The sequence below is a fragment of the Xanthomonas fragariae genome, assembly GCF_017603965.1.
Lineage (GTDB): Bacteria > Pseudomonadota > Gammaproteobacteria > Xanthomonadales > Xanthomonadaceae > Xanthomonas > Xanthomonas fragariae_A.
Map to the genome: position 1 here is coordinate 569,831 of NZ_CP071955.1, position 26,019 is coordinate 595,849.

The 26,019-nt window shown below is 62.5% G+C and carries 22 protein-coding genes, 2 other RNA genes and 3 pseudogenes; 13 read left to right on the forward strand and 14 right to left on the reverse strand.

The annotated features are described in order from the left end of the window. Positions 1–68 precede the first annotated feature (68 nt). From atpD to J5I97_RS02705, 3 genes are all read left to right on the forward strand, one after another. On the forward strand, positions 69–1,475 hold the full coding sequence (gene atpD, locus J5I97_RS02695; RefSeq protein WP_208588861.1) for a F0F1 ATP synthase subunit beta: 1,407 nt from the start codon (positions 69–71) through the stop codon (positions 1,473–1,475). A 133-nt stretch (positions 1,476–1,608) separates the two neighbouring features. Further along, positions 1,609–2,031 (forward strand): F0F1 ATP synthase subunit epsilon, encoded by a 423-nt coding sequence (locus tag J5I97_RS02700; RefSeq protein ID WP_002814084.1) that lies wholly within the window; start codon positions 1,609–1,611, stop codon positions 2,029–2,031. A 232-nt stretch (positions 2,032–2,263) separates the two neighbouring features. Further along, positions 2,264–2,833 (forward strand): chorismate mutase, encoded by a 570-nt coding sequence (locus J5I97_RS02705; RefSeq protein WP_208588870.1) that lies wholly within the window; start codon positions 2,264–2,266, stop codon positions 2,831–2,833. A gap of 107 nt (positions 2,834–2,940) precedes the next feature. Here J5I97_RS02705 and J5I97_RS02710 read toward each other — a convergent pair whose 3' ends face one another. Beyond that, positions 2,941–3,324 (reverse strand): GtrA family protein, encoded by a 384-nt coding sequence (locus tag J5I97_RS02710; RefSeq protein ID WP_208588872.1) that lies wholly within the window; start codon positions 3,322–3,324, stop codon positions 2,941–2,943. Positions 3,325–3,467: 143 nt separating this feature from the next. On the opposite strand from J5I97_RS02710, the gene glmU reads away from it, so the two are divergent. Both glmU and J5I97_RS02720 read left to right on the forward strand, forming a co-directional pair. Further along, positions 3,468–4,832: a bifunctional UDP-N-acetylglucosamine diphosphorylase/glucosamine-1-phosphate N-acetyltransferase GlmU gene (glmU, locus tag J5I97_RS02715; protein WP_208588875.1), complete on the forward strand. Its 1,365-nt coding sequence runs from the start codon at positions 3,468–3,470 to the stop codon at positions 4,830–4,832. Between the two features lie 95 nt (positions 4,833–4,927). Continuing rightward, the gene (locus J5I97_RS02720) at positions 4,928–5,899 is read left to right on the forward strand and encodes a NosD domain-containing protein (protein WP_238135625.1); all 972 of its coding nucleotides are present in this window, start codon (positions 4,928–4,930) and stop codon (positions 5,897–5,899) included. Between the two features lie 43 nt (positions 5,900–5,942). Here the strand turns inward: J5I97_RS02720 and J5I97_RS20460 are convergent. After that, a pseudogene (locus tag J5I97_RS20460) lies at positions 5,943–6,176 on the reverse strand (ATP-binding protein); the annotation flags it as partial. A 264-nt stretch (positions 6,177–6,440) separates the two neighbouring features. On the opposite strand from J5I97_RS20460, the gene glmS reads away from it, so the two are divergent. Beyond that, complete coding sequence (gene glmS, locus J5I97_RS02730) at positions 6,441–8,270, forward strand: glutamine--fructose-6-phosphate transaminase (isomerizing) (RefSeq protein ID WP_208588882.1); 1,830 nt, start codon at positions 6,441–6,443, stop codon at positions 8,268–8,270. Between the two features lie 162 nt (positions 8,271–8,432). On the opposite strand, the gene J5I97_RS02735 is transcribed toward glmS, so the two are convergent. After that, positions 8,433–8,503: non-coding RNA, sX9 sRNA (locus tag J5I97_RS02735), on the reverse strand. 210 nt (positions 8,504–8,713) lie between these two features. Between J5I97_RS02735 and J5I97_RS02740 the strand changes: the two genes are divergently transcribed. Beyond that, a complete protein-coding gene (locus J5I97_RS02740) occupies positions 8,714–9,187 on the forward strand; it encodes a hypothetical protein (RefSeq protein WP_208588884.1) in 474 nt (157 codons plus the stop codon). Positions 9,188–10,109: 922 nt separating this feature from the next. Here the strand turns inward: J5I97_RS02740 and gloA are convergent. The 4 genes from gloA to J5I97_RS02760 all read right to left on the reverse strand — a co-directional run bounded on the left by gloA (position 10,110) and on the right by J5I97_RS02760 (position 14,074). Next, positions 10,110–10,634, reverse strand: a complete 525-nt coding sequence (gloA, locus tag J5I97_RS02745; RefSeq protein WP_208588886.1) for a lactoylglutathione lyase — start codon at positions 10,632–10,634, stop codon at positions 10,110–10,112. A 204-nt stretch (positions 10,635–10,838) separates the two neighbouring features. After that, positions 10,839–11,783, reverse strand: coding sequence for a copper resistance protein B (locus tag J5I97_RS02750; protein WP_208588888.1), 945 nt, complete (start codon positions 11,781–11,783; stop codon positions 10,839–10,841). Beyond that, positions 11,780–13,606 carry a copper resistance system multicopper oxidase gene (locus J5I97_RS02755; RefSeq protein WP_208588892.1) on the reverse strand — a complete coding sequence of 609 codons (1,827 nt, stop codon included), beginning with the start codon at positions 13,604–13,606 and terminating at the stop codon, positions 11,780–11,782. The genes J5I97_RS02750 and J5I97_RS02755 overlap by 4 nt, the downstream gene beginning before the upstream one ends. Before the next feature lie 81 nt (positions 13,607–13,687). After that, entirely contained in the window at positions 13,688–14,074 is a 387-nt protein-coding gene (locus tag J5I97_RS02760) for a CopL family metal-binding regulatory protein (RefSeq protein WP_208588895.1), read from the reverse strand. Positions 14,075–14,207: 133 nt separating this feature from the next. Here J5I97_RS02760 and J5I97_RS02765 point away from each other — a divergent pair, with 133 nt between their 5' ends. Both J5I97_RS02765 and J5I97_RS02770 read left to right on the forward strand, forming a co-directional pair. Next, positions 14,208–15,311 (forward strand): PLP-dependent cysteine synthase family protein, encoded by a 1,104-nt coding sequence (locus J5I97_RS02765; protein ID WP_208588896.1) that lies wholly within the window; start codon positions 14,208–14,210, stop codon positions 15,309–15,311. 99 nt (positions 15,312–15,410) lie between these two features. Then, a complete protein-coding gene (locus J5I97_RS02770) occupies positions 15,411–17,435 on the forward strand; it encodes a M3 family metallopeptidase (protein WP_208588897.1) in 2,025 nt (674 codons plus the stop codon). A gap of 202 nt (positions 17,436–17,637) precedes the next feature. Here J5I97_RS02770 and J5I97_RS02775 read toward each other — a convergent pair whose 3' ends face one another. The 3 genes from J5I97_RS02775 to fabA form a co-directional block, all read right to left on the reverse strand. Continuing rightward, complete coding sequence (locus tag J5I97_RS02775) at positions 17,638–18,093, reverse strand: endonuclease (protein WP_238135716.1); 456 nt, start codon at positions 18,091–18,093, stop codon at positions 17,638–17,640. A gap of 375 nt (positions 18,094–18,468) precedes the next feature. Continuing rightward, positions 18,469–19,677, reverse strand: a complete 1,209-nt coding sequence (gene fabB / locus J5I97_RS02780) for a beta-ketoacyl-ACP synthase I (RefSeq protein ID WP_208588901.1) — start codon at positions 19,675–19,677, stop codon at positions 18,469–18,471. After that, the gene (gene fabA / locus J5I97_RS02785) at positions 19,677–20,192 is read right to left on the reverse strand and encodes a 3-hydroxyacyl-[acyl-carrier-protein] dehydratase FabA (RefSeq protein ID WP_208588905.1); all 516 of its coding nucleotides are present in this window, start codon (positions 20,190–20,192) and stop codon (positions 19,677–19,679) included. The genes fabB and fabA overlap by 1 nt, the downstream gene beginning before the upstream one ends. A 344-nt stretch (positions 20,193–20,536) precedes the next feature. Between fabA and dinB the strand changes: the two genes are divergently transcribed. The 4 genes and pseudogenes from dinB (at position 20,537) to J5I97_RS02805 (ending at position 23,700) form a co-directional block, all read left to right on the forward strand. Continuing rightward, positions 20,537–21,616, forward strand: a complete 1,080-nt coding sequence (gene dinB, locus J5I97_RS02790; protein WP_208588907.1) for a DNA polymerase IV — start codon at positions 20,537–20,539, stop codon at positions 21,614–21,616. 133 nt (positions 21,617–21,749) lie between these two features. After that, a complete protein-coding gene (gene gph / locus J5I97_RS02795) occupies positions 21,750–22,400 on the forward strand; it encodes a phosphoglycolate phosphatase (protein ID WP_208588913.1) in 651 nt (216 codons plus the stop codon). A 57-nt stretch (positions 22,401–22,457) separates the two neighbouring features. Next, positions 22,458–23,511: pseudogene (locus J5I97_RS02800) on the forward strand (transposase). Positions 23,512–23,622: 111 nt separating this feature from the next. Then, a non-coding RNA gene (locus J5I97_RS02805) (sX9 sRNA) lies at positions 23,623–23,700 on the forward strand. A 92-nt stretch (positions 23,701–23,792) separates the two neighbouring features. On the opposite strand, the gene J5I97_RS02810 is transcribed toward J5I97_RS02805, so the two are convergent. The 4 genes and pseudogenes from J5I97_RS02810 to J5I97_RS20470 all read right to left on the reverse strand — a co-directional run. Beyond that, positions 23,793–24,299 (reverse strand): hypothetical protein, encoded by a 507-nt coding sequence (locus J5I97_RS02810; protein WP_208588915.1) that lies wholly within the window; start codon positions 24,297–24,299, stop codon positions 23,793–23,795. A gap of 38 nt (positions 24,300–24,337) precedes the next feature. After that, entirely contained in the window at positions 24,338–25,093 is a 756-nt protein-coding gene (locus J5I97_RS02815) for a hypothetical protein (protein WP_238135626.1), read from the reverse strand. Between the two features lie 192 nt (positions 25,094–25,285). Next, on the reverse strand, positions 25,286–25,699 hold the full coding sequence (locus J5I97_RS20465) for an IS30 family transposase (protein WP_430541834.1): 414 nt from the start codon (positions 25,697–25,699) through the stop codon (positions 25,286–25,288). Between the two features lie 191 nt (positions 25,700–25,890). Next, positions 25,891–25,981 (reverse strand): annotated as a pseudogene (locus J5I97_RS20470) (helix-turn-helix domain-containing protein); the annotation flags it as partial. Between the last annotated feature and the right edge of the window lie 38 nt (positions 25,982–26,019).

A 26,019-nucleotide genomic window follows, 5' to 3' on the forward strand; every position in this document is an offset into this window, starting at 1 on the left:
CACATCACAAAATTCAACGAGCTGGCATCGGCCACTCGGACAGAGCAAAGCTAACCGGAGCAGCAATAATGAGTCAGGGCAAGATCGTTCAGATCATCGGCGCGGTCGTCGACGTCGAATTCCAGCGCAATGAAGTGCCGAAGGTCTATCACGCGTTGAAGGTCGAGGGCACCGCCATCACCCTGGAAGTGCAGCAGCAGCTCGGCGACGGCGTAGTGCGCACGATTGCGCTCGGCTCCACTGACGGCCTCAGGCGCAACCTGCTGGCCACCAACACCGAGCGCGCCATTTCGGTGCCGGTCGGTGCCGGTACGCTGGGCCGCATCATGGACGTGCTAGGTCGTCCGATCGACGAAGCCGGCGACGTGCAGGCGTCGGACCATTGGGAAATCCACCGCGCTGCACCGTCGTATGAAGACCAGTCCTCCAGCACCGAACTGCTGGAAACCGGCATCAAAGTCATCGACCTGATGTGCCCGTTCGCCAAGGGCGGCAAGGTCGGCCTGTTCGGCGGCGCCGGCGTCGGCAAGACCGTCAACATGATGGAATTGATCAACAACATCGCCAAGGCGCACTCGGGTCTGTCCGTGTTTGCCGGCGTGGGCGAGCGTACCCGTGAGGGCAACGATTTCTACCACGAGATGAAAGACTCCAATGTGCTGGACAAGGTCGCGATGGTGTACGGCCAGATGAACGAGCCGCCGGGCAACCGTCTGCGCGTTGCGCTGACGGGCCTGACCATGGCCGAGTACTTTCGCGACGAGAAGGATGAAAACGGCAAGGGCAAGGACGTGCTGCTGTTCGTAGACAACATCTACCGCTACACGCTGGCCGGTACCGAAGTGTCTGCACTGCTCGGCCGTATGCCGTCGGCAGTGGGTTACCAGCCGACCCTGGCCGAGGAAATGGGCGTGTTGCAGGAGCGCATCACCTCGACCAAGAGCGGTTCGATCACCTCGATCCAGGCCGTGTACGTGCCTGCGGACGACCTGACCGACCCGTCGCCGGCGACCACCTTCGCCCATCTGGATTCGACCGTCACGCTGAGCCGCAACATTGCTTCGCTGGGTATCTATCCGGCCGTGGATCCACTGGATTCCACCAGCCGCCAGATGGACCCGCTGGTGATCGGCAACGAGCATTACGACACCGCCCAGCGTGTCCAGCAGACCTTGCAAAAATACAAGGAACTGAAGGACATCATCGCCATCCTGGGTATGGACGAGCTGAGCGAAGAAGACAAGCAGTCGGTCTCGCGCGCGCGCAAGATCGAGCGCTTCTTCAGTCAGCCGTTCCACGTGGCCGAGGTGTTCACCGGCTCGCCTGGCAAATACGTTTCGCTGAAGGACACCATCCGCGGCTTCAAGGCGATCTGCGACGGCGAGTACGATCACCTGCCGGAACAGGCGTTCTACATGGTCGGCAGCATCGAAGAAGCCGTCGAGAAAGCCAACAAGATGAGCGCCAAGGCGTAAGAGCCGGGATTTGGAATTCGGTACGGCGGTGATCGGGAGATGTGGGCGAGGGGGGTGATGACGGCGAATGCCGCTGCTGCCAATGCCCGATGCCCGATACCCGATCCCCGCCTAACAACGTGAGGCACCCACCATGAGCACTATCCGTTGCGACATCGTCAGCGCCGAGAAGGAAATCTTCCACGGTGAGGCGACCCTGGTCGTGGCCACCGGCGAGTTGGGCGAGCTGGGCATTGCGCCCAAGCACGCGCCGCTGATCACACGCCTGAAGCCGGGCAAGGTGGTGGTCACCACCGCCAGTGGCGAACAGTTGGACTTCGCCATTTCCGGCGGCATCCTGGAAGTTCAGCCGCAGGTGGTGACCGTGCTGGTCGATACCGCGGTGCGTGCGCAGGACATCGACGAAGCCGCCGTGCGCAAGGTCAAGGAAGAGGCCGAGCGTCTGCTGGCCAACCGTGGCGACACGGTGGACGTGGCCCAAGCGCAGCGCCAGCTGGCCGAGGCGACGGTGCAGTTGCAGGCGCTGGAGCGTTTGCGTCGTACGCTGAAGCACTAAGTGCGATGGCGTGAGCCGCTTTGGACGGCGCGCGCAAACGTGATAGCAGATGCATCGCCACACGCACGTGTGGACTGGAAAGGCTGACCTCGTGTCGGCGTTTTCGTTTGTGGAGATGCGCGTGCGTGGCGCGGCCCACGTACGCTGTGGCAGCAGGCACACTGTCTGCTTTGCGCTGTGCCGACGTCTGAAGGCGGCACAGCGTTCACTCATGCATGTCGAGGAACCCGCAATGACTCGCTTGATCGCTGGCATTCGCAGTTACGCGCTCACAGGCCTGCTCGCCGTGGCTCTGCTGGGTTGCGCGTTGCCTGCCCGCAGCCAGCCGCCGCTGGATCCGTTGCTGGATCGCATCGTGCAACGCAATGCGATCGGCGATGCAGTGGCGCTGAGCAAGTGGGACAGCGGCAAGCCGGTGCTGGACCAGACCCGCGAAGCGGCGGTGCTGCAGAGCGTGCGCGATCAGGCGCCTGCGCACGGGCTGGATGCCGACGATGCGGCGCGTTTCTTCGCTGCGCAGATCGAAGCCAACAAGTCGGTGCAGTACGCTTTGTTGAATCACTGGCGCGCACGCGGAAGCGCGCCGGACACCGCACGTCCGGATCTGACCGCGCTGCGCGCACGCCTGGATCAACTGCAGGGCGAATTGCTCGATGCATTGGCCGACGTTGCGACAGCACGCGCAGTGCCCGACTGTCCGACCAGCACCGCGCGTGTAGCAGCGCATTACGCCGCGCGATGGCAGTTGGACGCGCTGCATCGTGCTGCATTGGTACGCAGTCTTGGCGATTTCTGTCACTGAGTCGAGCGGCACCCCATGACAGAAAAGCACCCCATGACAGAAAACGATGGCAGTGACGCTGCTTCCGTTATCTGTCCGCGCGATGTGTTCGTTGCCGATTCTTCATATCAGCGATACACCACATGCCGGCCCAGAAAGAACGACACGATCGCCAGCCCGCCTTCGACCAGTGGCTTGGCCAGCCAGGCCTGACGCAGGCCGATTAGCTCGACCGTCATCGATAGTAGCCAGGTGCTGATCAACGTCAGCGCCAGCCACATCAGCGCAAAGCGTCGGAAGCGCTGCCATCCCAGACGCGCGCTGCCTTCTTGGGCGAAGGTGTAGCAGCCATTGAGCCAGAACCCGAGCATCGCGCCGCTGATGCGTCCGAGCAGATTGGCCGGCACTGCAGGCATGCCTACAGCGGTGGCGGCGATGAAGATGCCGCAGTCCATAGCCAACTGCAGGACGCCAATCATCATGAACTGGCTGCCTTGGCGGAACAGACTCATGCGTGCCTGATGATCGAGAAAGGGCGCTTATGCTAACGGCAGCAGCGCTTAAAGCGTCATCACTAAAAGACGGCCAGGCGGTAACGACGCACCGCCGAGACAGCGACTAGAATTTGACCATCTATTCGCTTTGGAACGTTTCGATGACTTTGCCCCTGCATGTCGTGATCCTGGCCGCGGGCGAGGGCAAGCGCATGCGCTCGTCCTTGCCCAAGGTGCTGCAGCCGCTGGCCGGCCAGCCGATGCTGGCGCACGTGGTTGCCACCGCGCGGCAACTGCAACCGGCCGCGATCCACGTGGTGTACGGACACGGCGGCGATCAGGTGCAGGTGGCGTTCGCAGCCCAAAGCGACCTGCACTGGGCCGGGCAACGCCAGCAACTGGGCACCGGGCACGCGGTGCTGCAGGCGATGCCTGCGATTCCGGATGCGGCGACGGTGCTGGTGTTGTACGGCGATGTGCCGCTGATCCAATCCGACGACTTGCTGCAACTGCTGCGCGCACCCGGACGTATGGCAGTGCTGGTGGCCGATGTGGCCAATCCCACCGGTTACGGGCGCATCTTGCGCGATGCGGAAGGCAAGGTTGCGGCGATCGTCGAGCAGAAGGATGCCAACGATGAGCAGCGCCGCATCCGCACCATCAATACCGGCATCCTCACCGCCGAATCCACCGCGCTGCGGCGTTGGTTGGTGGGTTTGTCGAACGAAAATGCGCAGGGCGAGTTCTATCTTACCGACGTGTTTGCTAGCGCCGCCGCCGATTTCACCCCGGCCGACATGGTGCATGTGGCCGACCCGCAGGATGTGGAAGGCGCCAATGACACCTGGCAGCTCGCCCAGCTCGAACGTGCCTGGCAGGCGCGTGCGGCGCGTAGGTTATGCCTGCAAGGCGTGCGCATGGCCGACCCGGCGCGCGTGGACCAGCGCGGCACCGTGCAGGTGGGCCGCGATGTGCAGCTCGATATCGATGTGATTCTGGAAGGCGATGTGACGCTGGGCGATGGCGTGGTCATCGGCCCGTTCGTGCGGCTGCGCGACGTTACCCTGGGCGCCGGCACACAGGTGCGCGCGCATTGCGATCTGGAAGGGGTGGTGACCGAGGGCGCGGTGATGATCGGCCCGTTTGCGCGCTTGCGTCCCGGCACCGTGTTGGCCGATGGCGTGCATATCGGCAACTTCGTGGAGACCAAGAAACTCACCATGGGGGTGGGCAGCAAGGCCAACCATCTGACCTATCTGGGCGATGCTGTTATCGGCAGCAAGGTCAACATCGGCGCCGGCACCATCACCTGCAACTACGACGGGGTGAACAAGTCGCAGACCACCATCGGCGATGGCGCCTTTGTCGGCTCCAACAGCGCGCTGGTGGCACCGATCGAGATCGGTGCCAATGCCACCATCGGTGCGGGGTCGGTGATCACCCGCGATGCACCGGCCGGCCAGCTCAGTGTGACGCGCCCGCGTCAGACCGTGATTGAAGGCTGGGAGCGACCTACCACGAAGTAACGCGGTTTGCCGCACTGTGCAGGACGTCGCAACGCGTGCTGCCAGGCCACTGCAAAATGAATGGCTAGCGTCACGAGTGCTTAATGAGGTGCGGGATGGAAATGCGATGCTGCTCATTGCGGGCGAAGCTGGTACTGACGTTGGTAGCGCTGCTGCCGGTTGCTGCATCTGCACAGACCTACCGGCTGTATCTGGCGCCCGATGGCAACGATGCCGCGGCAGGCACCAGCGCCTCGACAGCGCTGCGCAGTCTGGCTGCCGCCCAACAGCGCTTGTTCCAGCGGCAGCCTGCCGGCACGGTGGAAGTGGTGATCGCAGCAGGCACGTATCTCACGCAATCTGTGCAATGGACGTTCGCCAACGGCGCGCCCATCCGCTTTATCGCTGCCTCTGGTGTCGCCAGCCCACCGGTGTTCGATGGGCGCGGTGGCGCAACCTGGTTCACGCTGAAAGGCGGTCGGGATACCGCCACCCGCCTGACCTTCGACGGCTTGAAGGTCAGCAATTACTGGATGGCGCTCGATCTGGGCAGCAGCAAGCGCAGCGACGACGGCAATAGCGGCAACGTCATCCGTGACATGACCTTCGAGCGCATCGGTGGCGTCTATGGCAGCAGCAGTGAGGCGGCCTATTCGTTTGCGGCGATCCGGCTGCAGAACTCGCGCGACAACCGCATCGAACACAACCGGTTCGTGTCGATCGAAAACGATACCAAGACATCTGGTTTCATCCATGCGATTTATTTGGCGCGTCACTCGTCCGGAAACCGGATCGAAGACAATACCTTCACCAACGTCAACGGCGATGCCGTGCGCACCCGCGATGCGTCGGACAACACCTACGTCGGCGACAACCGCTTCGTCAGGGCCGGCAAGTACGCGGCGTTTTCGGACTGGATAAAGCCCGAGGTCGAATGCCCTTCGCAGGGCGGGCAGTTTGTCGACAATACCGTGGGCAATGGCTATTACGGCACGATTGTCGCCACGCGCACCACCGGCGCAGACGATGCTTGCGGAGCCTTGAAAAAACCGCGTATCGAGGAGCGCGGGACGTTGCGGCCCGAGTAAACGGACCGCCAAAACAGCTGTCGGCGATGCTGTATCGGCACTGCAAGGTGCTCGCCCCGCGTTTGGTCGAGTAGAGCGGCATCAGTGCATTGTGCAGCACTGCTTCGATCATGCCGTTGCCGCGATCGAGCACTTCGATGCGTAGCCGCTGTGCTACACGCCTCGCGGGTAGTGGAAATCACTGTCGGTAGGGTGGCTGCGCTTCGCTGCAGGCTTCGTGGGCATTCTTGAGCAGATTGAGCAGAGCCTGTTAGATCTGTGCGGCGTCGATCCGAGCACGTCGTCCCGATGCTGGCCTTCGAGCTTGCGACCGTCGTGCAACAGTTTGCTTGCGATGTTATTGGAAAACCCGATGCGGCGCACGCCATCGCTAACGGCCACCATCAGCAGCATCGCCACCGGCGTGTTCTGCAACATCGATGAGCTTTGTGCTCGTCAACGACTGTCGCATTGTCCGCCGACACGCTGTCCCGACACGGTCATGCGGCGGACAAGAGCGGACACGCTAAAATGACCTGCTTAATTCCTCAAGGGATGTTCTATGTGCGGCATTGTCGGAGCGATCGCCGGGCGCGACGTGGTCCCGGTCCTGATCGAAGGACTCAAGCGCCTGGAATACCGCGGCTACGATTCCTCCGGCATTGCGGTGCTCGATGGCGCGCAAGTGCGCCGTGTACGTCGTACCGGACGCGTGGTGGAGATGGCGCAGGCGGCGCAGGCCGAGCAGTTCGGTGCGACGCTGGGCATTGGCCACACCCGCTGGGCCACCCATGGGGGCGTTACCGAAGCCAACGCGCATCCGCACATCAGCGAAGGCGTGGCGCTGGTGCACAACGGCATCATCGAGAACCACGAACAGCAGCGCAGGAAACTGCGTGCGCTCGGCTACATCTTCGAGTCGCAGACCGATACAGAAGTCATCGCGCATTTGATCCATCATCATCTTGGCAGCGCAGGCGACCTGCTGATCGCACTGCAGCGCACCGTCAAGGAGCTCACCGGTGCCTACGCATTGGCGGTGATGAGCCAGGCCGAGCCGGAACGTTTTGTCTGTGCGCGCATGGGCTGCCCATTGCTGATCGGTGTAGGCGAAGGCGAGAACTTCGTCGCCTCCGATGTCTCGGCGATCGTTCAGGCCACCCGCCAGGTGATCTTCCTCGAAGAGGGCGATACGGCCGAATTGCGTCGCGATGGCGTGCGCATCTTCGATACCAACGATGCGCCGGTCGAGCGCCCGCTGCATCTGTCGGATGTGTCGCTGGCATCGCTGGAACTGGGCCCGTTTCGCCACTTCATGCAGAAGGAAATCTACGAGCAGCCGCGCGCGCTTGCCGATACCATCGAAGCGGCGATCGATGCGAAGGGCTTCCCCGCCTCGTTGTTCGGGCCGAACGCCGAAGCGGTGTTGCGCGACATCGAAGGCGTGCAGATTCTGGCATGCGGTACCAGTTATTACGCCGGCATGACCGCACGTTACTGGATCGAAGCCATTGCCGGGCTGCCGTGCAGCGTGGAGATCGCCAGCGAATACCGCTACCGCGCCGCATACGCCAACCCCAAGCATCTGATCGTCACCATCTCCCAATCCGGCGAAACGCTGGACACGATGGAGGCGCTGAAATACGCCAAATCGCTGGGGCATCTGCACACGCTGTCGATCTGCAACGTGCCGGAGAGCGCGATCCCGCGCGCCAGCGAACTGGTCTGCTACACGCGTGCCGGCGCCGAGATCGGTGTGGCCTCGACCAAGGCATTCACCACCCAGTTGGCGGTGTTGTTCCAGCTCACCATGGTGCTGGGCAAGTTGCAGGGCCGCATCAGCGAGATCGAAGAAGCTGACTATCTGGAGCAACTGCGCTTTCTACCTGGCAGCGTGCAGCACGCTTTGAATCTGGAGCCGCAGATCATGGCCTGGGCCGAGCGGTTTTCGGCCAAGGAGAACGCCCTGTTTCTCGGTCGCGGCCTGCATTATCCGATCGCGCTGGAAGGTGCGCTCAAGCTCAAGGAAATCTCTTATATCCACGCCGAAGCGTATCCGGCCGGCGAGTTGAAGCATGGCCCGCTGGCGCTGGTGGATGCAGCGATGCCGGTAGTGGTGATTGCGCCGAACGACCGGCTGCTGGAGAAGGTCAAATCCAATATGCAGGAAGTACGCGCACGTGGCGGCGAGTTGTTCGTGTTCGCCGATCAGGACAGCCACTTCAGCCAATCCGAAGGCGTGCACGTGATCCGCACCCCGCGTCACGCCGGCGTGCTGTCGCCGGTGATCCACACCATCCCGGTGCAGTTGTTGGCGTATCACGCCGCATTGGCACGCGGCACCGATATGGACAAGCCGCGGAATCTTGCCAAGTCGGTGACGGTTGAGTAGGCCTTCCATCTCGTGCGGCACGTGGCGGCAGGATGGCGGATGCCAAGCCAGCCAGCCTGCCACGGTAGCGCGACGTGGGCATCGCGGTCATGGCCGCCGAGGAGGCATCATGCAGGAGGCGAACGTCTGCCGAAGCGAGCACACTCAATCGCTGGTGGCCCTGGTCAACGTAGCAAGCAGTCGCCAGGTGAGTGCGGATGGCGCGGCGGAACCGCAATGTACTAGCGCTACATGAGGATTCCGAGCACCGGCCGCGCCCGCCTGGCGGTGAGCGCAATAGCTTTGTTAGCCACTCTAAGTTGCGGGTCGATCGATGGGACGTGCATTGCGCAGGTGCTGCGCCACGCCAGGGTGGGGAGGCTGTCGCCCTGGGCCGGACACCTGTTCTTTGGCCCGATTTATGCATGCGCTGTGGGCGAGGGTTACACAACGTAGGAGGACGTATGCACGAGTCTTTCAAGCAGGGCGCGCCGGCCGAGGTGTGGCAGGCGCTGGTACGTGAGGCGGGGCAGCGGATCGCGCGGCCGCTGGACGAATCGCGCGAGCACTATCTGGTGTTCGTGTTGCTGCGCTTCCAGCGCGATGCGCATCTGCTCTCGCGCACGCAAGCGCTTGCGTGGCTGCATGCGCAGGAGCAGAGCGGCAGCGTGCGGGCCGATCTGCTGCGCGATGTCGGCGACGGCTGTCTGTTGATCGCAGGATTGTTCCCCGGCGTAGCGCAGCGCCGCAGGCTAAGCGTGGATTACTTCATCGACCTGGGACGCGGTGCGTATTCCGACGTGGCCGACAGCCGCTGCAGCGATGCCGGCCTGTTCGCACAATTGGCCGAAAGCTACCGCGAACTGGTGCGCACACTCGCCGCACTGCGCACGCCACGCGGTTGGCGGCCGGGTGCGGGCGGGGTCTTGCGTGCCTGACTGGTGCGTGCCGGGACGGCCCCGACGCACGCGTCGCGGCCGTCCCGGCCGTCATGACCGCGTTGCGCACGCACGCTACCCTGGCAAGTCTGGACCGCAGCTGGCGTCGTTTTTGTAAGCGTCGTCAGGTGGCGCTAAGGGTTGTCGTCGGCCTTCGTCGGTTCGTGCAGATTGAATGGAAGGATCTCAACCATCCGCATCCTGACTCCCGAGCCCAGATATCAGGTGGGTAACGCCAGTTGTGTGTTGCCCGAGGGGTGTTCCAGGTCTGGGGCTTACGCTCGGTATCGACCTGGTTGCCTTTCTCGCTACCGCCAAACTCGCCAATGTAGGGTTCTATGCCTTGCAGCTTCCATGGCGTCCTGCTACCAGGTTCGCTGGTCATAAAGGTGGCGTGCGCCGGGGGTGCCTTGGTATCCGGCGCGGGAAAGTGATTCTCGCGCTCGGCACCGTTCATTGATCCAGCTGCCATTGGCGACTTCATAAGAAAGAGCGCCATCAGCGTCTACATTGCTGATGAAGTACAGCAGCACTCTGTGGGGGCGGGATGGCTGCAATTGTTCGGTCGCATCCTGCATGGGAGAAGCGCCATTTTTTGAAGGTCGGTCGGTAGCGGCTGTGGCCGTAGTCGGTGTTGCCAGCTTGGTAGCGGTATCCGAAGTGGCCGGCTTGCATGCGGAAATCGTTGCTGACGCAAGAAATGGACCAGTGGAATGTTCCATACAAGCATCGGATTGCATCCATCGCGAAGGTTAACGAAAAGTCTGTTCCAGCTCGATCGTGTTTCCGGTACTCGCGTAGTTACCTCGTCAGCTCCCTGGTGGAGGCCCGGTGCCGGGGGACAGTGTCCGCCATGTCCTTTGCCCGCGTCTTTGACAGCGCTGCCTGCAAGAGCGCCAACAGGCAGCTTGGCCTCGCGTCGTTACGCCAGCGGTGTATTGGAAATGATTTCCACCCAATAGCCGTCCGGGTCCTTGATGAAGGCCAGGTGCTTCATGCGACCGTCTTCCAGGCGCTTCTGGTAGGGCACGTTGAGGGTGTCCCAGCGTGCGCAGGCGGCGTGGATGTCCGGGACCGAAATGCAGATGTGTCCGAAGCCGCGTGGCTCGCTGTTGCCGTCGTGGTAGACCCGGCCGTCCTGGATTTCGGTGCCATGGTTGTGCGTGAGTTCCAGCACGCCCGGGATGCCGGCCATCCACAGGCGACGCTCGGCGTCGTCATCGGGGATCGTGGTGTCTTCCGGCAGCAACGCGAGAAAGTACAGGCTGAACTTCGCATCGGCAAAGTCGCGTGCATCGAGCAGGCGGAAGCCGAGTATGCGCGTATAGAAATCCAGCGACTGTTTGGGGTCCTTGACGCGCAACATGGTGTGGTTGAACACGAAGCCGAGGGTCTCGGCCGGCGCGGCGCTGGCGCCTGGCACGTGTTGCAGATCGGTCAAAGGCATGATGGCTCCTTGATGGAATTGGGGCGCAGCTCTGGCTGCGTTGGGCGCTGATTTTAGCCAGGCATGGGTTGTCGGTATGTCTGCACGGCGAGAATCGGTAATCTTGCCGCTGTGTTTTATCGTCGATCGCAAGAGGCACAATGCCCGAGGTCTATGGCGTGGCATGGGTCGAACGATCAGGCCATCGCGTACGCTGTTGTTGCCTCAGAACCAGAGACGCACGCCGGCAACGAACCGGCTATCGCGCGGCAGCTCGTCGTCCATTAGGGCCCATTGGGCGGTATCGCCGAAGCTACGGCTGTGGACCCAGCCGAGGTAAGGTGCGAAGCGGCGGGTGACTTCATAGCGCAGACGAATGCCGGCCTCGATCTGTTGCAATCCGCTTCCAACGTCACGCCGGTCGTCATCGGTCAGTGCAATGTTGGCTTCCACATGTGGTTGCAGGATCAGTCGGTTGGTGAGCAGTACCTCATATTCGCCTTCCAGCCGCACTGCTGCGCGGCGACCGCTGCCGATGTAGAGCGTAGCTTCGGTCTCGACCTTGTACGGCGTCAGTCCTTGCAGGCCGAGGGCGGCCCGGCTGCGATGCTTACCCGCGCCGATCTCCTGGCGTGCGCCGATCAGTAGATCCCACCATGGCGAGATGGCATGGCCGTAGAAGGCTTCTACTGCGGCGTGCTCAGCGCGTCCAGACTGCCGCTCGCCTTCGCTGCGCAACCAGAGCCGGTCGATATCGCCACCGATCCATGCACGTGCCTCCCACTCTTGAGCGCTGCCGCGATCAGTGCCGAAAGCTCCCAGGCGATCGAGCAGGACATAGTGGTTGATGCTCGTCGAATGCATCGCATGGCGTTGCAACGGCGCAAACGCGGCTGCAATCTCTTCGGCGGTGGGCGTGGGGAGCGGCTCGTGTTGCAGTGAAGTATTGGTCGGCGATGCAGGTGTTTGTATTTGTGCTTTAGCTGGCAGTGCGCGATCCATCTCGATGTGCTCCATCGGTGCGCGGTCCATTGCACCGTGGTCCATTGCATGCCCGTGATCGTCATGCGCGGATGCATCCATCGCATCATGCACATGCTCCTGCGCTCCGCTCGATGCGCTGACAAGCAGTGCGAGCAGCAATACGTGTTGAGTGCGAAGTGCGCTCATGCCTCCACCCGCACTTCGCGCATCATGCCCGCTTCCATGTGGTATAGCAGATGGCAGTGATAAGCCCAGCGGCCGAGTGCGTCGGCACGCACGCGATAGCTGCGGCGTGTGCCGGGCGGCATGTCGATGGTGTGCTTGCGCATCTGGAAATTGCCGTCGGCGTCTTCCAGGTCGCTCCACATGCCGTGCAAGTGGATGGGGTGCTGCATCATGGTGTCGTTGACCAGCACGATGCGCAGCCGCTCGCCGTAACGCAGAGGTAAGGGTTCTGCCGAGGCGAAGGCGATACCGTCGAAGGACCAGACGAACTTTTCCATATGCCCGGTCAAATGCAGCTCGATCTCGCGCCCAGGCTCGCGCCCGTCCGGGTCGTCGAACACGCTGTGCAAATCGGCGTAGCACAGCACGCGGCGGCCGTTGGCGCGTAGCCCGATACCGGGATCGTCCAGTCGCGGTGCAGCGGCATTGCTGCGCATGTCGATCAAGGGATGGCCGTCTTCGCTTGCGGGATGGCGGGGTGTTTTGGTCTGCGGCGGTTCGCTTGCATGCCCGTGCATGTGCATTGCCGGTATCGGCATCGCGTGCGCTGCATGCGGATCGCTCTGCGCCCCATCATCCCCATGCATGGCGTGGCCCCCATGTGTCATGTCATCGCCATGCCCCATATCGCGCATGGTCAGGATCGCACGTGGGTCCAATGCGGGAATCGGCGCCTGCAACCCATGTCGTACCGCCAGCGTGCCGCAGGCGAAACCGGTCCGCCCCATGTCCTGCGCAAACAACGTAAATGCATCTTGGCCGCGCGGTTCGACAATCACATCGAAGGTTTCGGCCGCAGCGATACGCAACTCGTCCACGCTGACCGGATGCACGTATTGGCCGTCGGCGGCTACCACGGTCATGCGCAGACCGGGAATACGAATGTCGAAATACGTCATCGACGAACCGTTGATCAAACGCAGCAATACCTTCTCGCCTGGCTTGAACACCCCGGTCCAGTTGCCGGCCGGGGCGACGCCGTTGAGCAGGTAGGTGTAGGTGTTGGCGTTGACGTCGGACAGGTCGGTCGGGGTCATGCGCATGCGCCCCCACATGCCGCGATCGGCCAGCGTTGCGCGCAAGCCGTCTTCGCGCGCATCGCGCATGAAATCGCCCACGGTGCGCTGCGCGTGATTGTCGTGGCTGGGCATCTGCTTGAGCCGCCGGAACAGTGCAGCCGGGTCCAGATCGGTCCAGTCCGACAGCAGCACCACGTGCTCGCGATCGTGCCGATACGGCGGCGGCGTCAGCGGGTCGATGACGATCGCGCCGTATAGCCCGGCCTGCTCCTGAAACATCGAGTGGCTGTGGTACCAGTACGTGCCGGATTGACGCAGCGCGAAGCGGTAGTGATATTCCTGGCCCGGCGCGATGCCGTCGAAGCTTATGCCTGGTACGCCATCCATGGTTGCCGGCAGCAGCAGGCCGTGCCAATGCACGGAGGTAGGTTGGTCGGTCAGTGCGTTGCATACGCGCACGCTCACCGTGTCGCCCTCGCGCCAGCGCAGCGTGGGGGCGGGCAAGCTCTGGTTGACGGTGATGGCCGGACGCGTGCGCCCGGTGAAGTTGACCGGCATGCGGCCGATCTGCAGCGCTTGGCTGCTACCGCGCAACACCTGCGTCACAGGGTTCGCCGCACGTGCGTCGCCGCGCCATAGGCCGGCGCTTGCGGTAACGCCGCCCAGGGCCAGGCCCTGCACGAAGCGGCGTCGGCTCAGTCCGCCGCTGGAGGGTGGATCGAAAGAATCGGAATCGAAAGACATGACATCTCCGGTGCGGCCCACCAGTGCAGGCGGACGTATGGCATCGCTAGGAAACCCCACGCAATACGCAAGCGGGGCCGATGACGGCAAGGCCGTCAGCGCTCAGGCGATGGGAGGTCGAACCGGTTGTTCGGGCACCGGGCTGCTGCGCCCCTCGGCCCGGGTGGCGGGCAACGTCGCGTGACCGGGCAGGCCCGCGGGCACCGCAGGCAAGGTCGGCAAGGCGAGACTGCAGTGCTGCAGGCAGTCGCAGCTACCCAGCTTGCGGCAATCGGTTGCATGCGCGCGCCTGGTCTTGTCGGGTAGCTGCATTGCAGCGTGCGGTGGCATGCCGTCATGGCGCGGCAGCGCGGCCGGCATCGCCGCATGCGCTGTTGACGCAGCCGATGCCATCTGCGGCATCGCCATGCCCACCGACGCCCACGCGCCGGTGGCCGTATTGGCGACCAGGCACAGGCACAGCAGCAGTCGGAGCAGGCAACGCAGCACAGGCGGTCGGGGGAGATGACAGGTGCGGCGAGCATATCATCGGCCTCCAGTTGTCCGCCCGATGACCTGGCCGCGGTGGGTGCGGGCCCGGGCGGCGGTAGAATTGACGCTTCTTTCATAGCCCAGTCCTGCCATGTCGCAGCGCCAGTGGGTGGCCGCCGCCATCCAGAAGATCGAAGCCGATTTCAACCGCTCGGCCGACACCCATCTGATTCCGATGGACCTGCCGGGCTATCCGGGCATCGACCTGTACTTCAAGGACGAATCCAGCCATCCGACCGGCAGTCTCAAGCATCGGCTGGCGCGCTCGCTGTTTCTCTACGCGCTGACCAATGGCTGGCTGCGCGCCGGGCGTCCGGTGATCGAGGCGTCCAGTGGCTCGACCGCGATTTCCGAAGCGTATTTCGCCCGTCTGCTGGGTGTGCCCTTCATTGCCGTGATGCCGGCGTCGACCTCACCGGAAAAGATCGCTGCGATCGAATTCCAGGGCGGCCGCTGCCACCTGATCGAGCGCGCCTGCGACCTGGACAGCGCCTCGCACCAGCTCGCACGCGAGACCGGTGGGCACTTCATGGACCAGTTCACCTACGCCGAGCGCGCCACCGACTGGCGCGCCAACAACAACATCGCCGAATCGATCTTCAAACAGTTGGCCGAGGAGCCGCATCCGATTCCCGAATGGATCGTGTGCAGCCCCGGCACCGGCGGCACCAGCGCCACGCTTGGCCGTTATGTGCGCTATCGGCGCCACGCCACCCGCATCCTGTGCGTGGACCCGGAAATATCGGTGTTCTTCGACGGCTATTGCCGCGCGGTGGACGGTCAATGCCCCAGGGAGCTGGCCATCACCGGAGGCTCGCGCATCGAAGGCATCGGCCGCCCGCGGGTGGAATCGAGCTTCATCGCCAGCTGCGTGGACGTGATGATCAAGGTGCCCGATGCCTTGAGTCTGGCGGCGATGCGCCATGTCAGCGCCACGCTTGGTCGCCGCGTCGGTGGCTCCACCGGCAGCAACTTCGTCGGTGTGCTGCAGGCCGCGCAGCGCATGCGCGACGCGGGCCGCCGAGGCTCCATCGTTACCATCCTGTGCGATGCCGGCGCACGTTACGCGCACAGCTATTACAACCCGGCCTGGTATGCGGCACGCGAGATCGATGTCACCGCCAGCGATGCCGCCATCGCCATTGCAGTGAATGGCGGCGACTTGCCGCAGCTACCTTGTGCTGGGCTGGAATGACCGCCATCTTCTTGTAGCTGCTATCCAAACTGTTGCGCATCGCGATCTTTTGCCAGCCACTTTTTTACTTCTTGATTCAGTCCACCGCCGGAGCATTCCATGACCAACCCGCTGCTCGACCTGTCCGGACTGCCGTCCTTCGATGCGATTCGTCCCGAGCACGTGGGCCCGGCGATCGATCAACTGCTCGCTGACGCCGAGGCGGCAGTGAAGGTGGCCGAACGCGTCAGCCCGGTGCGTTGGGACAGTTTTGTGGTTCCGCTGGACGATGCCACCGAGCGGCTGTGGCGCGCTTGGGGGCAGGTCGGGCATCTGCAGGCGGTGGTCAACACTGCCGAGCTGCGCGAGGCCTACAACAGCAACTTGCCCAAGGTGAGCCGCTTCGGCAGCGCGCTGGCGCAGAATCTGGCGTTGTATGGGCAATACAAGGCTTTGTCTGCATCGCCCGAAGCCGCGCATTACGACGACGCACGTCGCAAGGTGCTGGAAAACGCGCTGCGCGATTTCCGCCTCGGCGGTGCCGAGCTGGATGACACTTCAAAGGCGCGTTTTGCGCAGATCCAGGAAGAGTTGTCCGCGCTGGCAGCCAAGTTTTCGCAAAACGTGCTCGATGCCACCGATGCGTGGTCGTACGTCACCGAAGACGAAAACGAGCTGTCTGGCCTGCCTGCCGAAGTGGTCGCCGCCGCGCGCGCTGCTGCCGAGAAAGACGGCGTGCCGGGATGGAAGCTCACCTTGCAGATGCCATGCTATCTGCCGGTGCAAAGCGATGCGGACAATCGCGAGCTGCGCGCGCGGCTGTATCGCGCCAATGCCGAGCGTGCGTCCGAATTCGGCGACTCAGCCTTGGACAACAGTGCCAATATCGATCGCATTCTTGCCTTGCGCGCCGAGCTGGCGCAGCTGCTCGGGTTTGCCAATTACGCGGACTACTCGGTCGCCACCAAGATGGCGCAGAGCCCGGATGAAGTGATGGGCTTTTTGCGTGACCTGGCCGTGCGCGCAAAACCTCATGCGCAGCGCGATCGCGCAGAGCTCGACGCCTTCGCACGCGACGAACTCGGCCTGGACGCACTCCAGGCATGGGATCTGGCTTACGTCAGCGAAAAACTCAAGCAGGCGCGCTACAGCTTCTCCGAGCAGGAAGTGAAGCAGTACTTCACCGAGCCCAAAGTGCTGGCCGGCCTGTTCGATGTGATCCACAGCCTCTACGGGCTCACCGTCAAACCCGACAGCGCGCCGGTCTGGCACCCGGATGTGCGGTTTTATCGCCTGGAAGATGCGCAAGGTGGGTTGGTCGGCCAGTTCTATCTGGACCTGTACGCGCGCGAAGGCAAGCGCGGCGGTGCGTGGATGGACGATTGCCGCAACCGCCGCGACACCGCCCACGGCGTGCAGACCCCGCTGGTGTATCTGGTGTGTAATTTCGGCCGCGGCAGCGGCGATGCACCTGCCACGTTCCGGCATGGCGAAGTCACCACGCTGTTTCATGAAATGGGCCACGGCCTGCATCAGTTGCTGACGCGCATTGGCGAGCTCGGCGTAGCCGGCATCAATGGCGTGGAATGGGACGCGGTTGAGCTGCCGAGCCAGTTCATGGAGAACTTCTGCTGGGAATGGAAGCGCGTGCAGGCGATGACCGCGCACCTACAGACCGGCGAACCGCTGCCGCGCAACCTGTTCGATCGCCTGTTGGCCGCGCGCAATTTCCAGAGCGGCATGTTCACCGTGCGCCAGCTGGAATTTGCGCTGTTCGACATGCAACTTCACAGCAGCTTCGACCCGACCCAGGACAGCGTGCTGCAACTGATCGAGCGCGTGCGCGACGAAGTGGCGGTCAATCGCCCGCCATCATGGAATCGCTTCCCGCATCAGTTCAGCCATATCTTCGCCGGTGGTTACGCCGCTGGTTACTACAGCTACAAATGGGCCGAGGTGCTCAGCGCCGATGCGTATGCCGCCTTCGAAGAAGCGCCCGGGCAGGTGGCCGACATCGGCGCACGTTTCCGCCATGAAGTACTGGCGCGCGGCGGCAGCCGCAGCGCGGCAGAAAACTTCCGCGCTTTCCGTGGGCGCGCGCCCAAAATCGATGCATTGTTGCGCCATAACGGCATGGCGGGCTGAGCTTAAGGTCTGCTGTTTTCCTGTCGAGTTGACCGCCGTCGTGCGCGTCGGCGGCATGCGAAACTTCTTGGAGCCCGCTCAGATAATGGTCCAGGAGTGAGCACTGCAGGGCTGCACCATCAAGTGCGCGGCGCAATATGAAGTTCGAACACGCAATACACGCTGGTCGATTCGCTGCTGCAGCAGCGAACGGTTGTCTGGCTCAGGTGTCCTGCTCATCCTCTGAAATCCGCAAGTCGCGGCATACTGCGTGGCGTTCGCCTACCTGTGGCAGTACGCCCGGAAATCCCAAGGCATAGGAGTTCAGGTCGACCCATGCCGGGTTCAGTGTCTCCACCAACCGCCGCTGCCAGGCGTGCGGCCAGCGACGCAGCTGTTTGGCGCGGGCGCTGGCAAATGCCTGATCGGCGCAGGGTTCGAACCAGACCAGTAGCAGCGGTACCATGCGTTTCGCGGGCAAGGTCGCCTGCTGCTGCAAGATGATGCGCCGGCGCATTTTCTCGATGTCGCCCAGACCAGTTGCCGTGTCGATGTAGAACGCCTCGCGCTGCGCATGCGCCAGCAGGTAAACCACACATGGACCATGTTGCAAGCCGTGCCAGTCGGCGTGTTTGAATGCGGCAAATTCCGCTCTGACCGGGGGGCGCGTATCAGCCATCTCCAGCACATTCCTCTCCACCAGGGCGGCGGCGCGCAGCCAGCGTCATTGCCGGTCCGTCCGGGTTCTGGTCGATCTCTTCCTGCCGCGCAGTGGACGTCGGGCGTGTGTTCATCGCTTGCAGCGGTTCATTGGAGCCATCATGACTGGATTATCCCAGAACCGGTCCAGGTGCGGTCGGCGCATTCTGCCTTGCCCGCGCCATCGCTTCCTGTTGGTGGCCACCACGGGGCAGGGCGGAGCCTATAAGCGGCGAGCCGATGGTCGCCGTCAGCTGCAGGTGTCCAGCAGCTTGCGATGTAACACCCAATGCACACGGCGCAGGTGCCGCACAGCTTACCCTCAATCTGTGCGGCATCTGCAATGCGTCAGCCATCACACCCGGCCGAACACCAGTGCCGCGTTGGTGCCGCCGAAGCCGAAGCTGTTGGACATCACCGTGTTCAACGAGGCCTGGCGCGTTTCGCGCAGGATCGGGAAGCCTTCCGCGCGCGGGTCGAGTTCATCGATATGCGCCGAGCCGGCCATAAAGCCGTCGCGAAGCATCAGCAGGCTGTAGATCGCTTCGTGCACGCTGGCCGCGCCCAGCGAATGGCCGGACAGCGCCTTGGTCGAGGACAGCGGCGGCACGTTGTCGCCGAATACCTCGCGCACGGCACCCAGCTCGGTGACATCGCCCAAAGGTGTGGAGGTGCCGTGGGTATTGAGGTAGTCGATCGGCTGCGTAAGTCCTTGCATCGCCATGTGCATGCAGCGCACCGCGCCTTCGCCGCTTGGGGCGACCATGTCGGCGCCATCGGAGGTTACGCCATAGCCGAGCAGTTCGGCATGGATGCGCGCGCCGCGTGCGATGGCGTGGTCGTAATCTTCCAGTACCAACATGCCGCCGCCGCTGCCGATGACAAAGCCGTCGCGCTGCGCGTCGTATGGGCGAGATGCCACTGCGGGGCGATCGTTGAAGCCGGTGGACAGCGCGCCCATCGCATCGAACATCACGCTCATGGTCCAGTGCAAGTCTTCACCGCCGCCGGCGAACATCACGTCCTGCGCGCCATGCCGGATCAGATCGGCGGCCGTGCCGATGCAATGCGCCGAGGTCGCACACGCGGCCGACAACGAATAGCTCACGCCGCGAATCTTGAAGGCGGTCGCCAACGACGCAGACACTCCTGAACACATTGTGCGCGGCACCATGTACGGGCCAACCTTGCGCACGCCGCGGCCGCGCAGCAGATCGGCGGTTTCGACCTGCCATTGACTGGAGCCGCCGCCCGAGCCGGCAATCACGCCGGTACGCAGGCTGCTGACCTGCTCGGCATCCAGCCCGGCATCGGCGATCGCATCGCGCATCGCCAGATACGCGTACGCCGAGGCATCGCCCATGAAGCGCTTGAGCTTGCGGTCGATCAGGCTGTCCAGATCCAATGCCACCGCCCCGCCCACTTGGCTGCGCAGGCCGGCCTCTGCGTGATCTGGCAACGCGGTGATGCCGGAGCGGCTCTCGCGCAGCGCGTTGGAAACGGTGTCCAGGTCATTGCCAAGACACGAAGTGATGCCCATCCCGGTGACGACGACGCGGCGCATCAGAAGTTCTCCGTCGAAGTGAACATGCCCACGCGCAGATCCTTGGCAGTATATATCTCGCGCCCGTCCACCCGCATGCGTGCGTCGGTCTGCGCCATCACCAGCTTGCGGTTGATCACGCGGCTGACGTCGATTTCGTAACTCACCAACGCAGCGCTAGGCAGCACCTGGCCGGTGAACTTGACCTCACCGCAGCCCAGCGCGCGGCCGCGGCCCGGCGCGCCGATCCAGGTCAGGAAGAAGCCGGTCAGCTGCCACATCGCATCCAGGCCAAGGCAGCCGGGCATCACCGGGTCGCCGATGAAGTGGCAGCCGAAGAACCACAGGTCCGGACGGATCTCCAGTTCGGCGCGAATCACGCCCTTGCCGTGTGCGCCGCCGGTGTCGCTGATTTCGGTGATGCGGTCGAACATCAGCATTGGATCGTTGGGCAGACGGCCGCTGTCGGGTCCAAACAATTCCCCACGCGCGCTGGCCACCAATTGATCGCGCGAGTACGTATTTTGAGGGGTCATGACAAACGTTTCCTGCACGGAGCGAAAGACGAGGCGGTGAAGGGTGCATGAGGTGGCGCGGTTCAATCAAACGTTTTATCCGTACGCATGCGTGCTGTTTTCAGCAGATTGCGCACTGCGCAAGTGATCGGTGCTGGCCAGATCAGGGGCGGTCACGCACCCGTAGCGCGTGGTCATCGCGCATGTGTGGCCGGAGCGTAGGAACTGTTATGCACGCGTGATTCGTGCCGATTGAGCACCGGTCGCGCCCGTTTGCCGGCAGCGCGGTCATGTCGATCGCCGCGCAAGGTGTAAGAAGCAGCTGACTTATCATGTGCGCACGCCTGTGGAGAGAAACCAGCTCGATGCGCAAAATCGTGCACGTGGACATGGATGCGTTCTACGCGTCCGTGGCGCAACGTGACGATCCGTCGTTGCGCGGCAAGCCGGTGGTGGTGGCCTGGCGAGGCGCACGCTCGGTGGTATGCGCAGCTTCGTATGAAGCGCGTACCTTCGGCATTCGTTCGGCGATGCCGGCAATGCGTGCGGAGCGCCTGTGTCCGGATGCGGTGTTTGTGCCGCCGGATTTTGCACGCTACAAGGCGGTGTCGCGGCAGGTGCGCGAGATTTTTCATCGTCACACCGATCTGGTCGAGCCGTTGTCGCTGGACGAGGCGTATCTGGATGTGACCGAAGCCAAGACCGGCATGCAATTGGCCACCGAGATCGCGCAGCTGATCCGCACACAGATCCGCGAAGAAACCCAACTCACCGCATCGGCCGGCATCGCACCGAACAAATTCCTCGCCAAGATCGCCTCGGACTGGCGCAAGCCCGATGGCCAGTTTGTCGTCGCACCAAGTCGTATCGATGCCTTTCTGTTGCCGCTACCGGTCAATCGCATCCCCGGCGTCGGCAAGGTGATGGACGGCAAGTTGGCCGCGTTGGGCATTGTCACCGTCGGCGATCTGCGGCTGCGTCCATTGGAAGAATTGCAGGCGCATTTCGGCACCTTCGGGCAGAGCCTGTATCGTCGCGCGCGCGGCATCGACGAGCGTCCGGTCGAACCGTATCAAGAGGCGCAATCGGTCTCTTCGGAAGATACCTTCAGCCAAGACCTGGCCCTGGATGCGCTGGATCCGCATATTCTGCGTCTGGCCGAAAAAACCTGGCTCGCCATGCGCCGCACCGAGCGCATCGGGCGCACGGTGGTGTTGAAGTTGAAGACGTCGAATTTTCGTATTTTGACGCGCTCCTACACGCCCGATCCGCCGCCTGCGTCCTTGGAGGCGCTGGCAGAGATCGCATTGGCACTGACCCGGCGTGTGGAATTGCCCGCGCAGACGCGTTACCGCCTGGTCGGTGTCGGCCTGAGCGGTTTCAGCGATGTGGAAGAGGGCGCGGTGCAAGGGCAATTGTTCGGTGACGTGCCGCAGGCGGAGTGAGCGCGTAGTGGGTGCGTTGCTGCAGCACTACGCATGTGCCATGTCGAAGGGTCCGTGTTCGGCGATCACGGTGACACGCCCCGAATCCTGCACTCCGTACACTGCGGCTTTTCCCCCGCATGAGGTCGTCGGAATGTTTCCGTATCCGCTGGTGATTTTTGACCTGGACGGCACGCTGGTGGACAGCGCACCCAATATCGCCGAAGCACTCAACGGTACATTGCAGGAACTGGGGTTGCAGCAGTTCAGCCAATCCAAGATACGCACCTGGATCGGTGAAGGCGTGCATGTGCTGCTGACCACCGCGCTGCGCGAAGCCGGCAGCAACCGCGATGCCGATCCGGAAATGCCAGTGATGATGCGTCATTATGAAATGAGCCTGCTGCACGACCCACAGTTGTATCCGGGTGTTGCCGAAGCGCTGGCAGGCTTGTGCGAGGCGGGCGCCACGCTGGCGTTGTGCACCAATAAACCCTCGCGTTTTATCGCACCACTGCTGGAGCATCTGGGCATCGCCGCGCATTTCAGCAGTGTGCTCGGTGGCGATTCGCTGCCGCAACGCAAACCCGATCCAGCACCGTTGTTGCAGCTGGCCAAGCAGTTCCAGCACACACCGCAGCAGTGCCTGATGGTTGGCGACTCGGCCACCGATGCCGCTGCCGCAAACGCCGCCGGAATGCCCTTGGCGATGGTGCGCAACGGCTATCTGCGCGGCTTCGATGTACAGAGCTCCGGTGCGGTGGCGATCATCGATGACATGCGGGAATTGCTTGCGTTGAAGTAGAGCGCGTGGAATCACCTGCGTGTGCTCAAGAGTTGCTAACAACACTGAGCAGCTAACGTGCGGTTTCGTTCGCGCCTGGAGAACCAGATCGATCTGCGTCATCCGTTGGTGTAATTGAGCCACCGCATGCCGTGGGCGGCGTTGGAGCAGACGCTTTTGCCACATTTTCCGGCCACGCCAGCCGGTGGCGGTCGTCCCGCGCTGCCGGTGCGCCTGATCGCCGGTTTGCTCTACCTCAAACACGCCGACGACCTGTCCGATGAAGCGGTGTGCGAGCGCTGGCTGGAAAATCCGTATTGGCAGTTCTTCACTGGCGAAGTCGTGTTCCAGACGCGCTTGCCGTGCGATCCCAGCTCGCTGACGCGCTGGCGGCAGCGCCTGGGTCATGCAGCGCGTGCTGCGGCGTCAACGCACGGTGTTGGGGCGGGTGTTGCGCGACATGCAGCGCAAGCTGGACCAGGTGGAACCCGGCGTGCGCGAGCGCATCGCGGTCTGGCTGGAACGTGCGCAACGGCTGTACACGCAGCGTCCGAAGGACAAACAAAAACTGTACGCATTGCATGCCCCGGAAGTGGAATGCATCGGCAAGGGCAAGGGCAAGGCGCGTCAAGCGTACGCATTCGGCGTCAAGGTCGGCATTGCGGTCACCGCCTGCAAGGGATTGGTCGTGGGCGCGCGCAGTTTTCCTGGCAACCCGTACGATGGCGACACCTTGGCCGAGCAGCTGGAGCAGACACGCGGGTTGCTGCAGGATGTGCGCGTAGAACCGACGGTGGCGATCGTGGACCTGGGCGATCGCGGGCGCGAAGTCGATGGCGTGCAGGTCCTGCATCGCGGCAAGGCCAAGACGCTGACGCGGCGGCAATGGCGCTGGATCAAGCGACGACAGGCGGTGGAGCCGGTGATCGAACATCTGAAAGACGACTGCAGGTTGCCTCGCTGCAGGTTGAAAGGTGCACAAGGCGATGCGCTGCACGTGCTCGGCTGCGCCGCCGGCTACACCCTGCGCTGGCTGCTGCGCTGGATCGCGTTTTTGCGTGCCTGGAGGCGGGCGATGGGATGGTCGTCATTTAGCGCCGTGCCGCTGTCACCGACGGCACTTGGCGCTTGAAGGGGATTTTTCAGGAATGACTCTTTAGTGTCGCCCACCGTCCCGCTTAGAGAGGCTAACAAAACTACCACGCTCACCGCCAGGCGGGCGCGGCCGGTGCTCGGAACCGGCATGTACCACTCGTACACTGCGGTTCCTCCGGGCCGTCCGCACTCACACCTGGCGACTGCTCGCTACGTTTTGTTAGCCGCTCTTAATCTTTAGCAGGATGAGAATGAATCGGCGACAAAGTAAAACGCCCCAGCATTTAACTAGGGCGTTCTTGTCAAAACCAGACCTTATCAGCCTGGCAGGGTTTCGATTGGACCTATATCACCGGTCGGAATTCTGCCACCGCAGGTGCCGTAGCAGCCGCCACCGATTAGGACGCCACTACCACCACCACCTGTTCCAGCGGAGCCGCCACCACCGCCACCGCCACCGCCATTCGAAGGCTGTTGAGCGATCTGCTCGGCCATATCTTTCGCTTTCTTGTCACACGGCTTCTCGATATAAACCATGCCGCGACCGGTATGCATTAGAATTTTTACGGTATAGGAAAAATACCCTTTGTAGGAGTTTGCAATCCAATTGCTCTGACCCAGCAGCTTTGAGGCTGCGTCATCAAGCTTACCCATAAAGACGGCATTTGCAGGATTCTTATAATCGCTGAACTTTGGAAATTCCGACAAACTTACTTTGATGGGCGGCAACGGCGGCATCGGCAGTTCCGAGCACGCGGCAAATACAAGGCCGGCAAGCCCGGTCAACGACATCACGATGACGCCCAATTTACCAATAATTCCCATTTACACACCACTCCTTTGTTTAAGAAAATCGGACAAACCTACTGACCAATCGGACGCCTATCCAGTACTGGCGCACTACCGTGCTTAGACGTGTAGATCCTGTTTATCTCAGCATTGAGACGCAACGCCTCCGATTCTCCGAGCATCTTTTGCTCTGTCGAAAGCGGCTTAGACATCATGACTTCGCGAGTGATGGCTGCGCGAGCATCGCCCCGCATTTCAGCAACGCGGGACACGGCATACGCGGCGACAGGATCGCCATTTGAGCTACCGCCCTGAAAGGATGCCAGCATGTTCAATGCAAAAAGGTTGCCCTCCGCTCCAGCGTCCACCAGACGCTGCTGCGCCATGGGATCAGAAGGCAGAAGCCGCGCGTCCAAAATCGTTTGAGCGACTTTGTCTCCGGCTTCCGATGCCTGCTTCAGCAGAGCCTCCGGCGCTCCCATATAGGCCTCAAGCTGCTTTTCATTAGGAAAGCCATGGCGATCTAGCCACTTCTGCTCTGCCTTGCTTTCGACATATCCAGGGTCGTTATCGAAGCTCATTCCATCTCGAGTTTTCGGAACCTCGGGAAACGGGTTCCTGGCAGGAGTGGATGAATCAGGATTGACGCCCTTGCCAACCGCCTGAAATGCACCCTGAGCTTCCACTGACTCGTTCGACTCAGTGAAGGTCTCATTTTGATAAATGCCCTGCGTTGGGACTTCGCCCTTACGCGCTTCGTGCGTCCAGATGATGCCAGCTACTACGACTGCTAGTGCTGCTGCACTTAGCGCTACTGCTTTATTACCCATCTCACTTTCTCGTAATTCCATTACAGCTGCGGATACGCAGTCCTATGGAGCATAGAGTTGCAGATTAGCTCGCTTAACGCAAGCTTAATATTGCGAAAAAATGAGTCGTGTATCGGGAGCAACGGTCCGTCAGTTTTCAAGGCTCGCAGCGCGGACACATTGCATCAAGGCACTGAAGATGAAGGGGCGGATTCAACTCCGATTCGCAACGCTGTTGAGGACCTCTTCGGAGAAGACGTCGAGGGGCGTTTTGAATCCGAGTACCTTGCGTGGACGATTGTAGAGTCGCTGTTCGATCCATCGTAGGTGCGCGTGGGCGATGGTGCTGAAATCGGTCTGTCGTGGCAAGTACTGGCGCGTCGATCCGTTGGCATTTTCGTTACTGCCACCCTGCCATGCACAGTACGGGTCTGCAAAATAGAAATCGCTCTGCAAGCACGCGGTAATGAATTGATGATCGGCGAACTCCTTGCCGTTGTCGGCGGTCAGGGTGTGCACCGTGTGGCGTAGGCCGCCCAGGCGCTGGACGATGGCGTTGCGCACGTTCTCGGCGATGCCGTCAGGCGAGTAGGCCAGCAGATGCAGGCGACTGCGACGTTCGGTCATGCTGACCACCACCGCCTTGCCATGCGAAGCGCGAAGGGTGTCCAGCTCCCAATCGCCGACGGCAATCTGTTCCGGGCTGAAGTCCTCACCCAGCAAGAGCTCGATCCGGGCGATGCGCTCAGCGTCGATGCGCGCACACCGGCTGGCCTGCGTGCGCCGATGCTCGCTGAGGCGCTGCGCATGATCGGGCAGATACTGCCGAGCGTGCCGGTGACGGCGCAGTTCGCGGCTGATCGTGCTGGGCGCGCGCTCCAACGCATCGGCGATGGCCCGCATCGACATCCCGGTTCATATAACGCATGCAAACGGTATCGTTCTCA